The sequence below is a fragment of the Microcoleus sp. C2D2 genome (assembly GCF_036702495.1).
GTDB lineage: Bacteria > Cyanobacteriota > Cyanobacteriia > Cyanobacteriales > Microcoleaceae > Microcoleus.
In genome coordinates, this window is sequence record NZ_JAUBTO010000086.1 from 19,657 (window position 1) to 35,275 (window position 15,619).

The 15,619-nt window shown below is 45.6% G+C and carries 15 protein-coding genes; 8 read left to right on the top strand and 7 right to left on the bottom strand.

Annotated features, from left to right (window positions below):
* Positions 1 to 129: 129 nt before the first annotated feature.
* A complete protein-coding gene (locus QUB61_RS24160) occupies positions 130 to 504 on the bottom strand; it encodes a DUF2203 domain-containing protein (protein ID WP_333134445.1) in 375 nt (124 codons plus the stop codon).
* 132 nt (positions 505 to 636) lie between these two features.
* Here QUB61_RS24160 and QUB61_RS24165 point away from each other — a divergent pair, with 132 nt between their 5' ends.
* Positions 637 to 912 carry a DUF6439 family protein gene (locus QUB61_RS24165; protein WP_333134447.1) on the top strand — a complete coding sequence of 92 codons (276 nt, stop codon included), beginning with the start codon at positions 637 to 639 and terminating at the stop codon, positions 910 to 912.
* A 258-nt stretch (positions 913 to 1,170) separates the two neighbouring features.
* On the opposite strand, the gene QUB61_RS24170 is transcribed toward QUB61_RS24165, so the two are convergent.
* Positions 1,171 to 1,653: an anti-sigma regulatory factor gene (locus QUB61_RS24170; protein WP_333134449.1), complete on the bottom strand. Its 483-nt coding sequence runs from the start codon at positions 1,651 to 1,653 to the stop codon at positions 1,171 to 1,173.
* 239 nt (positions 1,654 to 1,892) lie between these two features.
* Here QUB61_RS24170 and QUB61_RS24175 point away from each other — a divergent pair, with 239 nt between their 5' ends.
* The 5 genes from QUB61_RS24175 to QUB61_RS24195 all read left to right on the top strand — a co-directional run bounded on the left by QUB61_RS24175 (position 1,893) and on the right by QUB61_RS24195 (position 7,410).
* The gene (locus tag QUB61_RS24175) at positions 1,893 to 2,252 is read left to right on the top strand and encodes a hypothetical protein (RefSeq protein ID WP_333134450.1); all 360 of its coding nucleotides are present in this window, start codon (positions 1,893 to 1,895) and stop codon (positions 2,250 to 2,252) included.
* A gap of 99 nt (positions 2,253 to 2,351) precedes the next feature.
* Positions 2,352 to 3,263 carry an alpha/beta fold hydrolase gene (locus tag QUB61_RS24180; RefSeq protein WP_333134452.1) on the top strand — a complete coding sequence of 304 codons (912 nt, stop codon included), beginning with the start codon at positions 2,352 to 2,354 and terminating at the stop codon, positions 3,261 to 3,263.
* A gap of 655 nt (positions 3,264 to 3,918) precedes the next feature.
* Positions 3,919 to 4,905: an aldo/keto reductase gene (locus QUB61_RS24185; protein WP_333134454.1), complete on the top strand. Its 987-nt coding sequence runs from the start codon at positions 3,919 to 3,921 to the stop codon at positions 4,903 to 4,905.
* A 661-nt stretch (positions 4,906 to 5,566) separates the two neighbouring features.
* The gene (locus QUB61_RS24190) at positions 5,567 to 6,379 is read left to right on the top strand and encodes a class I SAM-dependent methyltransferase (protein WP_333134456.1); all 813 of its coding nucleotides are present in this window, start codon (positions 5,567 to 5,569) and stop codon (positions 6,377 to 6,379) included.
* Positions 6,379 to 7,410, top strand: a complete 1,032-nt coding sequence (locus tag QUB61_RS24195) for a hypothetical protein (RefSeq protein WP_333134458.1) — start codon at positions 6,379 to 6,381, stop codon at positions 7,408 to 7,410. The genes QUB61_RS24190 and QUB61_RS24195 overlap by 1 nt, the downstream gene beginning before the upstream one ends.
* 107 nt (positions 7,411 to 7,517) lie before the next feature.
* Here the strand turns inward: QUB61_RS24195 and QUB61_RS24200 are convergent, their stop codons facing one another.
* The 5 genes from QUB61_RS24200 to QUB61_RS24220 form a co-directional block, all read right to left on the bottom strand.
* The gene (locus QUB61_RS24200) at positions 7,518 to 7,658 is read right to left on the bottom strand and encodes a hypothetical protein (protein WP_333134461.1); all 141 of its coding nucleotides are present in this window, start codon (positions 7,656 to 7,658) and stop codon (positions 7,518 to 7,520) included.
* Positions 7,659 to 7,766: 108 nt separating this feature from the next.
* On the bottom strand, positions 7,767 to 9,458 hold the full coding sequence (locus QUB61_RS24205; protein ID WP_333134463.1) for a transglutaminase domain-containing protein: 1,692 nt from the start codon (positions 9,456 to 9,458) through the stop codon (positions 7,767 to 7,769).
* Between the two features lie 88 nt (positions 9,459 to 9,546).
* Complete coding sequence (locus QUB61_RS24210; RefSeq protein WP_333134465.1) at positions 9,547 to 10,281, bottom strand: transposase; 735 nt, start codon at positions 10,279 to 10,281, stop codon at positions 9,547 to 9,549.
* Positions 10,220 to 10,516 (bottom strand): IS200/IS605 family transposase, encoded by a 297-nt coding sequence (tnpA, locus tag QUB61_RS24215; protein WP_333134467.1) that lies wholly within the window; start codon positions 10,514 to 10,516, stop codon positions 10,220 to 10,222. The genes QUB61_RS24210 and tnpA overlap by 62 nt, the downstream gene beginning before the upstream one ends.
* Positions 10,517 to 10,552: 36 nt before the next feature.
* Complete coding sequence (locus QUB61_RS24220; RefSeq protein WP_333134469.1) at positions 10,553 to 11,725, bottom strand: RNA-guided endonuclease TnpB family protein; 1,173 nt, start codon at positions 11,723 to 11,725, stop codon at positions 10,553 to 10,555.
* A gap of 408 nt (positions 11,726 to 12,133) precedes the next feature.
* Here QUB61_RS24220 and QUB61_RS24225 point away from each other — a divergent pair, with 408 nt between their 5' ends.
* Both QUB61_RS24225 and QUB61_RS24230 read left to right on the top strand, forming a co-directional pair.
* A complete protein-coding gene (locus QUB61_RS24225; RefSeq protein ID WP_333134471.1) occupies positions 12,134 to 13,003 on the top strand; it encodes a DUF928 domain-containing protein in 870 nt (289 codons plus the stop codon).
* Positions 13,004 to 13,317: 314 nt separating this feature from the next.
* Positions 13,318 to 15,495 (top strand): ShlB/FhaC/HecB family hemolysin secretion/activation protein, encoded by a 2,178-nt coding sequence (locus QUB61_RS24230; protein WP_333134473.1) that lies wholly within the window; start codon positions 13,318 to 13,320, stop codon positions 15,493 to 15,495.
* The last annotated feature ends 124 nt before the right edge of the window (positions 15,496 to 15,619 follow it).

Sequence of the window (15,619 nt, forward strand, 5' to 3'; positions counted from 1 at the left end):
CACTCCTGTTTATTTAATATTTTGCACCATATTTCTCTCTTTTCTCTTCCTCTCGGCCCTCTGTGGAACAGGCGTCCCGCCTGTGAATTTCTGCGGTTCATTAAAAAAAATCATAAATCCTCACATAGTTCAACCTGCATAGGATTTCAAAATCCAACCGATCAAAATGCCAAGCCCCCCAAAGCGAACTGCTTGCCAAAAAGGTTCTATTATGCTTCTCCAAGAAAACAGCTTGCTTTCTAAATTCAACTCGATAGTTTCCAATTCTTTCTCAATTTCCCGCAATTCTTGTTTGAGTTGCGGCAATGGATTTTGGCGCCTGGAGTGGCGGATTTCTTCGCGCCGGTGCCCGAGTTCGAGTTGGCGCTGTCGATCGACCTGAATTTGAGTGTACCGTTCTTTGACTGCCGCGAGCGATCGCTCCACTGCTGCGAGCGCTTCAACAAACTCACTTTCATCATCTCCCGGTGTCTCTCGATTTAAATCTGACGGCTGTTTAGGCATTTCGATCTGCAAACGTGACAATAATTAAAAAAAACCGATTCCCTATTTAGTTGTTATTATGTCAAGTATATTATTGGTTAAATTTAGAAACGGCAGCCAAATCGCTATAATTGCCACCTATGCTGGAAACTTATGCTTGAAACTACACAAACAACGCAAACTGTCAACCTCAACGAGCTTAGCACGGTAGAACTAGCCCAAGCTCTCGCCGCGCGCCTCGCCATCCCCGAAAAAGATTGGCACCGCCTCAAAGCCAACCGTTCCGCGCGCGCCGGAGAGCAAGCCGCGGCCGCTCTGGTTTTTTTGCTCAAAAAACAGCCTGTCGAAGCTCTCCCGCGCTTAAAACAAGCAGCAGGATGGCTGGAGGGATCGATATCTGCTCCTCCCTGTCCCACCCACGGCAAATAATTTTTTTTGAGTTTTGAGTCTGGAGTTTTGACTTGATTAGTCGCTCAAAACGCGCGACAATCGCGCCGCTAGATCGAGCAGCGCGATTGTGAGTTCAAAAGATTTACACTTTTTTAACTCAAAACTCACATTTTGGATTACGATCGGCTATCAATAGCCACATCCTCCAAATCCTCACTCCGAGGTTCAGCCCGGAAACGAAAAAAATTTCCCGGTCTAGCTGAGGTTAAAACTGCTGCTTTCATAGCGGTTCTAGCGCTAGTGAGGCAGCAGGTAGCCACTGGGAAGTTCTTTGCACAGCCGTAACTCTGTACCTTGAGAATTCCACTCTACCCGATCGAATATTTGGTAAAGAATAAACAACCCCCTACCACATTCCTGTTCCACATGGGGTAGTACAGAGTTATCTGCAACATCCTCTGCTAGGAGATTGTCGCAATCATCGGTATAAAGGTTGCAACCGCAAGGAGCATTAAAGCCAGAACCTTCATCCGATATCACCCACCAATATTGGTTTTGGACGATCGAGAAGCGGACTCCAACATTTTTACCGGGGTCTAATTTGTTTCCATGCTTAGCAGCATTTACCAAAGCTTCTTGAAGCCCCAACCGCAATTCCGCTTGCCAGTAATCTGGCACCTCTGCTAGGAGCAGATCCAAAATAGGACAAAGGTATAGAGTAGAAGCGAAGCTAATCGTAATCCAATTGCGTCCGACGGGACGGGCTGAAATAGCAATCACTCAGAAAACTCCCTAACTTTCAGGTGGATAAAGTTCACACCCTGCATAGTTGGCTCCGTAGTATTCAAAATGCTAATTAATGGAGCGGCGCAGCTCTACTTATATCTTAGAGTATCAAAGCAATTAAGAACAGCAAACAACGTCACAAAATATTCAGGGATTCTGAGAAACTTCAGCAGAGAACCCTCAGTAATTTTACTTATAACTTTTACCAGCAGCCAGATTTTTGATTTCGGCTTTTGCCAACTCGCAACCAAACGGTTCGCTGGATCCCCCAAGCCGTCAACAACTGCCTCACAAACGATCCCCACCTTGAAAAGGTCGGAAATAACTATAAAAGAGTCGATCCCTTCACCCTCGCCCATCAGGCTCGACCCTCGCAGGCGCTGGGCAAGCGCCGATCGCCCAGAACTTGCGCTTGCCGCTACACAGCAAAATTATCCTACCTAGGTATGTTGCAGCCGGAACCGGATATATTTCCCAGATGCGATCGGGCAAAATATCTGGGATTGCTGCGATCCTCACAAAATCAATATTCGTTACAAAACTTATTTATTCTGAGTGCGGGCGCTCGCCAGAACCCAACTCGCCCTATTTGACGAATCCTTTGGTTGCCCAAGCCCCGGCGCGTTTGTCAAATTTTATAAATCTGAGCGTCGCGATACAATAGTTAAAGTAAATAATTATTTCTTTACATTATGCAAGCAACCCCAGTCATGACCTCCGCCCCCATAGCCGGCACTTACTGGCAGTGGCGGGGGCATTCAGTGTACTACGTTCGATCCAGCGATCGGCATCCAGAACGCCCTCCCCTGCTGTTAATTCACGGTTTTGGAGCCTCGACAGACCACTGGCGCAAAAATATCAGCGGGCTGAGCAAAGACTTGGAAGTGTGGGCGATCGACCTGATCGGATTTGGGCGATCGGCAAAACCCGAATTGCAGTACAGCGGCGACCTCTGGCGCGACCAACTCCACGACTTTATCACCAACATCATCGGCCGGCCCGCCGTACTAGCCGGCAACTCCCTCGGAGGCTACGCCGCCATGTGTGTAGCAGCCCAGCGCCCCGAATCAGCAGCCGGACTCATATTAATCAACAGCGCCGGCCCCTTCAGCGAACCGCAGCCGGCACCTGAAGCCCCGCCCTTGCAAAAAGCCATATCTGCGGTAGCTAAAACCTTATTTCAGCAAGATTGGGCAAGTTTTCTGCTGTTCCAGTACGTGCGCCAGCGATCGACAATTCGGAAAACCCTAGAAAAAGTTTATCTCGATCAAAGCGCCGTCACAGACCAATTAGTAGAAGAAATTTACCTTCCCTCCTGCGATCCCGGTGCCCCCAAAGTATTCGCCTCCGTATTCCGAACACCCCAAGGCGAAAAAATTGACGTATTGCTGAGTCAATTAAAATGCCCGTTGCTAATGCTGTGGGGAGAAGGCGATCCGTGGATGAATTCCACAGAAAGAAGCGCCAAATTTCGCAAACACTATCCTGGGTTGACAGAACACTTTATCAAAGCTGGTCACTGTCCCCACGACGAAGTACCAGAACAGATAAACGAACTGATTCGCGCATGGATAATTGACAAGGGCATAGGGCATGGGGCATAGGGCATAGGGCATGGGGCATAGGGCATGGGGCATAGGGCATAGGGCATAGGGCATGGGGCATGGGTTACTGGTTATTGGTTATCGAAAAAATGGGTCTAAAACCCCGTGCTTTGAGCATCGGCTTTGGATTAAAATAGAGATGGTTGAAATCCCCAAGGTGGGCGGTTGTGAAGTGGATTTTAGTCGGCACCCTCGAACCTGAAAGCTCTTTTAAAGCACAAAGAAGGGTAGCGAAAACCTTGTAAAACACAGCTAGAGAGTCAACGCATTCTCAATACCAGAAAATCCCTAATTCGGTTCAATCAATCCAGTAGGGCGTGCCCCGCCCGAACTCGCTTGTCGTATCAAGCGTACGCTTTTGGAGATAGACCCTAGGCGGGTTGCTGTAAGTCAGACTCGTCAATTGGTGTTTTTTCACGGTTGAAAGGTTTGAGAATTGCCTGCAAGGGATATGGTGCCTAAAGGTCAGTCGCTGAATTAAGAATCTCCGGACTTGATAGACGGAGAGTGTCAATAGAACGAAGAACTAACGAGAAACATAGGACAAATAACCAATAATCAATAACCAATGACTAATGACTAATGACTAATGACTGATGACTTCATTTAACTTTCTGGTTAATCTCAACTCAAACATTCTGAGGATACCGAAACCATGACCAGCAAAAAGACTCGCCGCAATTTTATATTGAGCAGTATCGCTGTTGCCAGCGGCATTGCAGGCGCTAAGGCGATCGAACAGCAGGATGGGGAAATCGCAGCCGCACCCAATAACAAGGCGGCCGCCACAGTAAAAATGCCAGAACGACTGTTAGGCAACACCGGGGTGAAAGTGCCGATTTTCGGTTTGGGGGGGGGCGGACAAACACCGCTGTCGCAGCCGGGAAGAGAAGCAGAAGCGGCGGTGCAAATTGAACGCGCGATCGAACTAGGCATTCGCTATTTTGACACGGCCGCCGAGTACGGGCCCAGCGAAGAAAACTTAGGCAAAGTTTTGCCACCATATCGAGATCGCCTATTCCTAGCCACAAAAACCTCCGCCAGAGACAGAGACGGTGCGTGGAGAGACTTAGAGCAATCGCTCAAAAGATTGAAAACCGATCGGCTAGACTTGTGGCAACTCCACCACGTCTCATTCCAAACAGAATTAGACCAAATTTTTAGTGCCAAAGGAGCAATAAAGGCGATCGAAGAAGCCAAAGAGCAAAAAATCATTCGTTTGGCCGGCATCACCGGACACCACGAACCAGCCATCATTGTCGCAGGCTTGGATCGCTATCCTTTTGACACAACATTAATCTGCCTCAACGCCGCCGAAAAACATCACCCGCGCTCCTTTGTTACCAGCGCTTTACCAGTTGCCAAAGCAAAAAACATCGGCGTCATAGCCATGAAAGTACCAGCTTACGGCAAATTATTTCAGAACGGTGTTTTAGATGGAATGCACCAAGCAATGGGCTACACGCTTTCACTTCCCGGGGTGCACTGCTGCATCATCGCCGCCGACTCAGTAAAGCAATTAGAAGAAAACTTCCAAGTCGCCCAAGCATTCCAACCCCTGAACCAAACAGAAATGGCAGCACTTGAAAAACGCACCGCCGCCGCTTGGCAAGAAAATACATTTTTCAGACAGTGGACTTAGATGTAGCGCGTCTAAATCAATACTCCGGACAGTTTTTGGAACGATACTACAAGCTTTACAGGGCAAGGAGCATAAAAAAGTCGAATTAAATGTAAGTCAGGGGTGGAGCTGACTTACATTTAATTATCTACAGGGGCTGCGAAGTCAAGCGAGCATAAGCCATTGGGCCATATAAAAACTGTCCGAACTATTGCTAAATCATTTGTAAAAATATGTAGGGTTCGACCTCAAACTCGAATAACGAGTTTGATTTGGAAATCGGATAACGAGCAAAGCATATTCGAGTTTGAAGTCAAAAGATATCTGTGAGTGCCTGCCCAGGCGGCCTCCGGGCTAACCGCGGAGGGACTACCCTACAAAAATTACACCAATGATTTAAAAGCGCTATAATTAGTTTAATTCTCAAGGACGATAAGACTGAGCGGTGCTTGACATAAAAGGAAAAACTGCGACATAATACCATTATAGAGGCAGTGATATTTAACTTAATTAAAAGAGTAGGTAGGCCGATCTAAACGCAGGATATGTTTGCGAGGTCGTAACCTGTTTATGAGTTGGTTTTCGTGCATAAACCTGACCTACGCAGCTCTTTAATCTAATTACGCTTTCCTATTTGATAGCAACTCAGACTAACAACATTTTTAATAGCGAGTCGTGATACATGAACTACGCAGAAAATCATCAACCTGTTGAGTTGATGCATACAAATTTGCCCGATTACAAAGACGATCCAGAAGCATACGAACTTGAAGAGCATTCCCGTCCCGATGAAATGCTGATGCTTATGACAGCTAGAGATACAACGATAGGGATTTTGAACTCTCGCAAAGAAGCCGCTGTGCTGGACTTATGTTGTGGAACAGGTCTATCCCTAGAAGGGATTGTAGATCATCCAAATATATCGATTGTGGCTGGTGTAGACATATCAGTCCCTTATTTGAAATTTGCAAAACAGCGATTTTTTACTTACCGTCGTCAGCCAATACTCATATGCGGAGATGCTGTATTCATACCACTACCTCAGCCACATTGGGACGTTGTGGTTTTAGCCTCTGCATATCATCACATTGAAGACGATCGCAAAGTCCAATTTCTTAGTCGAGTACGTAGTTTGCTTGGCGGTTCAGGTTATGCAGTGATGGCAGAGAATATTTTGCCAGAGTATCAAATAAATAACGAGGCGGACTATGCTCGCTCTGTCCGTCAATTTTACGCACAAGTTCTCCATACTGCAAAACAAAATAATCCTGAATTACCCGCTCACGTTGAGAACTTGATTTATAAAGTTGCTCAGTATGGTTGTGATGGAGAATATGAGTATAAAGTTTCGCTTCCTTTGCTGCATCGTGATTTGATTGCTGCTGGATTACGCATTGTCGATCAGAGGCGAGTTTGGCCAGATGAGAACATTTCGCTAGGAACAGGGGGCAACTATGTATTTACTATTTGCAGTTCAATACAAGAGGTATCTTAATGAGAAATGTAATTCAAGAATCATTGTTAAAGAATCTTAAATATGCCTTGATTGGTATATTTCTTGGAGGATTACTCAGTATTGCAACTACTTCAACTAATCAAAAGGGAAACTTTCAAGTTAATTATCCTTCTCTTTTCTCCTCTGCTGCGGCAGGATTTATTACTGGATTCCTCTTTTCATTACTTCAGGCTTATGAAGAAGGCTTGAGCGATCGTCAGGCTAAATTAGAGGCTCTTCAGGCAAAATTACAAAGTATAGAAGGCTCGATTGAAAGTAAAGTTAATAGTCTAGATACCCTGATTACTAAACATGATAATAAACTGCTGGAGAACTATGATATTTTAGAGCGTGCAAAGAATAGCCTTAATCATTATAGCGCCATGCAAAATTTACTAGGTTCAAATAAAACAGAGCGAGAGCTTATAAAAAGTTTTCTTGATAAAGTTGTCAATCAACCTAATTACATTACGCGCTCTTCTATCGTTGATTTCTATAAGCTGTTGACTCTAGGTCTACAAAAGTGTACTGTCTGGAGAGGTATCCACCAAGGTTCTATCAGAAATTTAGGATTTACACCTTTGGATGAAGCTGGAGAAACCTATTTTGAAATTCTTAGAAATCATCAAATTCAAGAAAAGAAAAGAATCATTATTCTTACACAAGATGAACAGGAGGACTTGAAACGTAAGGATATAATGCAGGCATTTTGGGAAAAGACTGGAAAAGATGTTCCATCTTACTGGATTTCTCAGGAAAGTTTTTACCGTTTCACACGTCTTGCCCTTAATGTAGAAGTACATGACTGCGCATTGCATAATGGTAAGGTTCTATTACACTATCACCCCAACTATCACCTAATATCCGATCCTAATGTTCCAGAGGGTTTAATTATGATAGATTTTGCCGGAAGTAGATCTGCTGTTTGGAGAGCAGTTACGAGCATTTTTACTGAGTTAGAAAATCCTTCTCATGCAATTCGCTTTAACCAGATTACAAAACAGGATATTGATATTCTTCCAGATGATTAGTGATAATTAATTTTCAACTTCCTTATCCTCAATCAAAAAACAAGACGATCGCCGTCGATCGCCTCATTTTTTTAACACAATTCACTCAAATTGTCAACAGCCAAGAGCTACTTTTTTTTCCGTTTAGCCTTATCTAACCGCCTGCGATCGCGCCACTCAACAGAAGTCAAATAAGCGACCCCGCCAGTCACGGTCAGCAGCAGTACAAAGGCCACTAAAACCAGAACATTAGCAATCGAAGATTCCACAACCCCTCTTCCTCTGATTTTACATTTTCTACTTTAGATTTTAGATGAAAAATGTTAACAATTAACAGTTGAATGTTGACGGCTAACTGTTAACTGTTAACACTCCCTTCAAACTGCTGGCAACTCTTCCAAAATTGTAAACCTCACATGATTAATTGCCAGACTCCCCACGGAAACATCCTCCTTGTTTAAAGGAAGACCCCCGCTGGTGAGACCTTGAAACCGAATTCCCTTGCCAATTTCTACGTGATACCAAGCCAAACCCATAAAAAATCGCAAAGGATAAGGGCCTCTGTCTTGAATATCATCAGGATTAGATTCCATCGGCACCCAGCCAAAACCCGGAATGTAAAATTCCAGCCAAACGTGATTGAAATCCGGCTCCAGCGCCACACCTTTTCTGTCAGCAAAAGCCGGGCACTTGTAGCGGCCGATCGTGCGGCAAGCAATCCCGTTCAACCTTGCCAAAGCCAACAACAACCCCACGTACTCGCCGCAAGAACCGATGCCGCGGCGCAGCACAATATCGGGAGTGTCAATGTGAGGCCTAATCCCGTAAGAAAGTTGGTCGTAAACAAAATTGCGAATGCTCAGTAACTGCCTCAGAATATTAGTTTCCGAGCCAATAGCAGCCACAGCAGCCGATCGCACAATCTCTGTATCCATCGCCAAATTGTCATTATCCACCAAATACTTAGCTGCAAACTCCGGCGACAGCTTCGGACTCTTTTCGACATCCCGAGGCGACAACTGATACTTAATCGAGCGAACTTCTAACAAAGCCTTCCAGCCAAAAATTCGGCGTTCCCCAGGGTGCAGCCGATCGAACTTAAACACCGCCACCCGTTCCCCTTCCTGAATTTCCTCAGTAAAAGGCATTCCGATGGGCGTAATTTTCCTGACCTTTTGCCGGTGAGTTTCCGAAGGCAAAGCAATCCGCCACTCCAAATTTTCGATTTCTACCTCATCGAGAGGAGACAGTTCCTCCACATAAGACATTTCCATCAAAAAACCGTTTGACAGAGCGTAGCGGTCGGCTTCATTGTAGTGAAAATACAAAGGGTGAATAAAAGTGCGATCGCGCTTCGTCAACTGAAAAGGATCTTCCGAATTCGGGTCATCCCGGATGTAAAGTTCATCCCCGGCATAAGCCACGTACAGAACCTCCTCCCCGGTTTCGGAATCCTTGTGGAAAGCCAAACCCGAAGGCGACTCAAAGGGAGTCAAAACGCTAAATTTAATCTCCCCAGTTCCCCGTTCCAAACAGTAAACAGTTTGCTCAGTCTTGTCGCAAACCCAAAGTTCTTCATCCCGGACAGTGATATTTTCTACCCCTATACCGGGAGCGTAAAACCGAGTAATTTCCCGACCAGTTTTCAGGTCAAAAACCAGAATCGAGGCTAATCTCTGGCAAGCCACATAAAGCGTAGATTTCCACACAGCAATCCCGTCAGCCGGATAAGAAAGTGAAACAAAATGTTCCGGCTTGAGTTCAGTTATCGCCCCGTCCCGAATTGCGCCCCGACAGCAACAAATATCCTCATCCCGCGCAAACCAGACAGTATCTTCCGAAATAGCCAGCCCAGTTGCGCCCGCAAACTTAGCCGTTTGATAAGGATTCAAAACAGTAGTGTTGTCAGTTTCTGGATCGATCTCCAATAGCAGCCCTTCGGCGCGATCGACAGCGAACAACTTATTTCCTAAAAAAGCAATGCCGTGCAGTGTCAAGACTCCGATCGGTCTTACCATCCGCAGCCCCGAAGGCTGTTTGTCCGAGAGAACAGGTGAATCGAGATTCATGCTAAATTTCTTGCCGGTATTGTACAGAAAACCTGATCTTTGAAACTCTCAGGTCTAAAGACCCTGAGATTCTTAATAAATTACTTTCTCAACATCCCAGAGAGACAATTGAATGCCATCTGGGTTCCCGCCCACACGCCACGATGCCTTTTTGAGGCAGCGTATTATCTGGCAAGCCTTCGCACAACTCAATCTCAAAAAGATTCAATTGTACTGGTTTCGAGCAGTCCACCCGTACCATTTTCGCTCTAATTTTCTTGACAATAGTTAGCCCGTAAGCCTCTATTGCTTTAATTTTCACGTTTCTTGCAGCTTGCAGATTTGCATCATCAATGTATCCGCAATTAGTACAAATAAACTTTTCCCCATTGCGGCTATCTCGAGCAACGTAACTACATTGGCTACAAGTTTTGCTGGTATATTGTGGATTAACTTTATCAAGTCTTTTTCCTGACTTTGCCGCCAGATACTCAAGTTTTTTGGTTAAATCATACCAACTAGCGTCGGAGAGAGAACGGTTCAACCCGCGTTTAGCTGATCGATCATTTGGCAAAAACCTACCAGTATTCGACTTAATCGGCTGGCACCGTTTCATCATATTCTCGATCGGCAAATCTTCGGCTGCGACAGCATCATACTTTTTAATCAGCTTATTGGCAACCCACCACAGGTAAGCCTCGCGTTTTTGTTGAATTTTATTGTGCAAAGCCGTCACTTTTAGTTGAGCTTTACTGCGGTTTTTACTTTCTTTTTGTTGGCGGCTAATACCGAACAAGCTTGGCAATTCCAAATTGAGGATCGCACTCGACCAAAACCTGAACATGATCTGGCATTACCTCCACTTCAATCAACTCGCTATTAAGCTCGATAGCAACAAGGGCTAGGATTTCCTTCAGACGAACATCAACGGCTTCGAGCAAAACTTTACGACGATACTTTGGACAGCACACAATGTGATATTTACAAGAGTAAGTTATGTTGTTGTTGTGCTTGTATTTAGGCTTCATACTAGAGTTATACAGCATTGAACCAGATAATGTACAAGCGTTAGTTGACATCCACCCCGCACTCTCTGTGACGGGGATTCCTAAGACTCACGACTTAGGTTTCTGTTTCATAGCACCAGCCTTAACAGATTTACTCTGTTCGGGTCTTACAGTCGCTCCACAGACATTAACCGCAAGCCCTGCGGCAAGAATATTTTTAGCAGCATTCACATCGCGATCGTGATGTGTACCGCACTTAGGACAATCCCACTCTCTGATATTTAAAGGCAACTTGTCAACGATATGTCCACAATGTCCACACCTTTTAGAGCTAGGAAACCAACGGTCAATTTTGACAAAAGTACGACCATACCAGTTGCACTTATATTCAAGTTGCCTGACGATTTCACCCCAACTAGCATCACTAATAGAAAGAGCGAGTTTTCTGTTTTTGACCAGATTCTTCACAGACAGATACTCGACCGCAATCACTTGGTTTTCACGAACCAGTCTAGTTGTCAATTTGTGAAGAAAATCATTACGAGCATCGCTAATCTCGGCGTAAAGTTTAGCGACTTTCAATCTTGCCTTATGGCGATTATTAGAGCCTTTTTTCTTCCGACTAAGCGCTTTTTGAGCTTTACGCAACTTACGGCGCTTAGCTTTGAATGTTTTAGGATTAGCAATCTTTTCGCCATTACTTAAAGCCATCAAGCTAGTAATACCCAAATCTAAACCAATCTGATTAGGAGATTCAGGTAATGCTTCAATCTGAATATCTACCAACAAAGAAACAGTCCAACGTCCAGAGGGCGAGAGCTTCACCGTAATTGTTGACGGCTCTGCACCTTCAGGAAGTTGACGACTCCATCGGATATCCAATGATTGAGAACATTTTGCTAGATATACTTTGCCATCTTTCCACCTAAAACCGGCTTTAGTGAATTCAGCATTACCGCCGTGATGCTTTTTCTTGAAGTTGGGATATTTTGCCCTTGCTGCAAAGAAGTTAGTAAAGGCGTTTTGTAAATGCCTCAAGCCTTGCTGTAATGGCACACTGCTAACTTCATTGAGAAACTGCAAGTCTTCTTGCTTTTTCCAACTGGTTAGCATTGTTGAGGTTTCAGAGTATCCAACTTGCTCTTGCCTTTCATACCATGCTTCCGTCCTTGCGGCTAAAGCACGGTTGTAAACTAATCGAGCGCAACCCATCGTTCTTCTCAGCAAAGTTTCTTGCGACTGTGTTGGATAGAATCGGTATTTAAATGCTTTTTGTGTCATGCTTACATTATATCAGGTATTCTGTAAGATATTCTTATTAATATAAAGCCGTCCTAGAAAGACGGGGTTTTAAACCCAAATTTCCGATAAAGCTTTGTTCAACTCTACAGGCGGTTGAAAGCGCTGCCGACTTCCATGTCGGTAGCCCGGGGCTGGCGTCTGGCTTTTCGGTCAAAGTTGGGTTTAACAAGCTCAACCCAACCTGCTGCCGTGAATGCAAGTAAGTATAACTACTAAGCTACCACTGAAAAACGCTACAGAAAATTCCACGTCGATCAGAGCGACCAAACTAATCGTATCTGCCTGAAGATATAAATTAAGTACAACAGATTACTAAATCCGTCAAAACCTTGGGTAGAATAAAACCGTGCGATAAAGTCCCTAGGTTCATCAGAAGGCAGGTTCGTCATGGCTTGGAAGTATGCTCTAAATATCGGTGCCATTTCCTTAATTCTGTGTTTAGAGGCAGTTGCCGTTGGTAGTTTCTTAAGACCAGCAGAGGCTCTCAACAGCCCCGCCAACAGCGTCCACCGCCGCTCACAACCGCAGCTACCCCTCAACTGGCAAACAGTTCTACCCGCTCAACCAAGCGGAAGCAGACCAAACAGCCAGCAATTGGGAGCCTCGTGGAATAGCTTTCAACCGCCGCAACAGGGAGTACCCGGAAGGCGGGAAGGGGGAGGAACCCGTGGCTTAGAATGCTCCACTGCCCCAACTGCCTTAACTGCTTTGATTCCCCAATCAACTATGGGGCAAACCATATCAGCAAAGCCGACATTTTTCTACTACCTTCCCGTAGCCGTAGACAAAACAGTTCAGTTTGAGTTAGCAGACGAAACGGACAAAACACTATACAAAAAAAGTTTTCGCATGGTAACTAGCCGTGCAGGTGTCGTTAGCGTCAGCCTCGACTCCGACGACAACTCGCCAGCCCTGGAAGTTGGCAAAAACTATCAATGGTACTTTACTATCAAATGCAACGCAAAAAACTATACAACAGATGAAGTTCTCGTTTCCGGGTGGATCAACCGCACCGCACTCGCCCCAAACGTGAAAACAGAGTTGGATCGAGCGCCCTATCCCGCCAAGCTCAGCATCTTCGCCCAACAAGGTCTCTGGTACGACTACCTGGCAACTCTAGCTCAATTACGCATGGAGTCTCCCAGCGATGCCAGTTTAGCTCACGAGTGGTCAGCAGTGTTGAACTCAGTCCAACTCGGCAAAATCGCTCAAGAACCATTAGTCCCAAGTGAGTTAACACCTCTAAGAAAAAAATAATTCGACACCCGTTTCAAAAAAGAATGCAACGGTAGGCAAGCCCCAAACCCTGATTGCCATAAGTCATTGCCACTTCTCAAATCTAAAATCTAAAATCTAAAATCTAAAATGGTATGACTTGTGTTGCAAGTAGGAAAAACTCGGTTTAGAGCGCGGTGTTTGGCAGCGCCACAGATGATTTTTGGCTGTTGGGGGTTTTTTGGTCGATCGTCCTAAATAAATTAAAATTATTGTGCTAATGAGCTGTTCGGGCTCCTGGCCTCTTGAAAGCCGGACTGTGGAAATTTTGATGGTCAAATTTCGCATAATACTAAATGATAAACTGGCATAGTCAAGCAGCCGACCAACTTATTTTAGAGAAATTATTAATTATGCGCCCGAATGCAAATATTGCAATATTTCGGTTGGGGATTTCACTTCTAACTGCGCTCCCGATGGCTTGCTTTTATGCCCATAAAGCTATATCCCAAACGGACCATATTTCTCAGTTGCCCGTCGCCGCTGACAACTCAGCAGATACGGGCAACGGAGTATTAGCACTGCAAAAACTGGAAATCAAGGAGGATGAAACTGCAACAAACTTAAATCAAATCCCCGATTTTCCAGAAAGCAACGCGATCGTGAACAAGCCCGATACCTGTTCCACAATTAATCAAACGGATTGTGGTACGGATTCGGAACCCGCAGCAAAAAATCTGGTTGACAAAAACGCTGATGCGTGTTCCACAATTAATCAAACGGATTGCGGTGAGGGGCAAGAACCCGCAGCAAAAAATCTGGTTGATAACGATCCCAAATGTCAGAACCAGCTACATTGCAATCATGTTTTAGCCCAGAACCCACCCTCGGCGCCTTCCAACCTGCCTCCGCCGCCGACTCAGCCAGATCCAAATCGCGATCGATTTCTGCAACCCGTCCCGCAGCCTTCCCCAGAACCTCCGCAAGTACCGCCAACAGTACCCCCCCAACCCCCTTCGCCAGTTCCCCCAACGCTGCCGAATGCAGCAATTGAGGTGCAGAAAATTCAAGTAGTTGGCAGCACAATTTTAAGCCAAGACGAAATTAATGCCTTAGTCAAGCCGTTAGAGGGCCGTTCTGCCACCCTAGAACAACTCAAACAAATCGCCGACAAAATTACCGAAATTTACCTCAATCGAGGCTATATCACTTCGAGAGCTGTCTTGCCGCCGCAAACTATCACCGCAGGGGTAGTCCAAATTCAAGTGATCGAAGGCAAGCTGACCCGGATTGAGATAGAAGGAACTAAAAGATTGGATCCAAGTTACATCCGCAGCCGAATTCGACTGGGGGCCCGAATGCCTTTAAGCACAGCTTCATTAGAAGATCAACTCCGGCTGCTGCGAGTCGATCCTTTATTTAGCAATGTAGAAGCCAGCCTGCGGGCTGGGGATAATGAAGGCGAGAGCATTCTGATCGTCCGAGTCTCGGAAGCTAATCCGTTTCAACCTAGTTTCAGCATTGACAATTACTCGCCTCCCAGCGTCGGTTCCGAAAGAGTGGGAGTTAGTTTGCGGCACCGCAACATAACAGGAAATGGCGACGAACTTGGGGCGGCTTATTACCGCTCGATCGGCGATTCAGACGTGTTCGATTTCAGCTATCGCCTGCCGCTAAATGCGATGAACGGCACTTTGCAATTGAGGGCGGCGCCGAATCGCAACAGTATCGTACAAGCACCTTTTAATACGTTTGACATTTCGGGAAAATCGCATTTATTTGAAGTTAGTTACCGCCAGCCGCTGATCCGAACGCCGATCGAAGAATTTGCCTTGTCTACCGGTTTTACTTATCAGAGAGGCAGAACTTTTCTCGCTGGCGAACCGGTGCCTTTTGGTGAAGGTCCGGATCCCAATGGTGTCACCACTACGAGCGCAATTAAGCTGGGACAGGACTACATTCGGCGCGACCCGCAGGGTGCTTGGGCTGTGCGATCGCAATTTACGATCGGCACTAGCTTGTTTGATGCTACTCAAAACGAAGGTTCTAAGCCCGACGGACAATTTTTTAGCTGGCTGGGTCAAGTGCAGCGAGTACAGCGATTGAATGACAAACATTTATTAATTTTGCAGTCAGACTTGCAGTTGTCAGCTAATAGTTTGTTGCCTTCACAGCAATTTGTAATTGGCGGCGGGCAATCTTTGCGGGGCTACCGCCAAAATGCCCGTTCAGGTGATAACGGCTTCAGAGTTTCGATCGAGGATCGGATTACTTTGCAGCGCGATGGTTCGGGAAATCCCAAACTTCAATTGGCTCCCTTTTTGGAGGCGGGTAGGGTATGGAATGCTCCCAACAATCCTAATACATTACCCAATCAGACATTTTTAGCAGGTGTGGGTTTGGGGGTAATCTGGGAACCGATAGAGCGGCTGAACCTGCGCGTAGATTACGCTTTTCCTTTGGTGAGAATTAGCGATCGGGGCGACAATCTGCAAGATAAGGGCATTTACTTCAACATAATTTATACGCCCTAAAATGAGCGATCGGCCGGGATGCTACGCATATAAATTGTCTGTTATGGCCATTACTCACAAGTTAAGCTAAAAGCACTATTGTCAATGAGTAAAATTACTCATCTTTTACCTGTTGACCCAATTA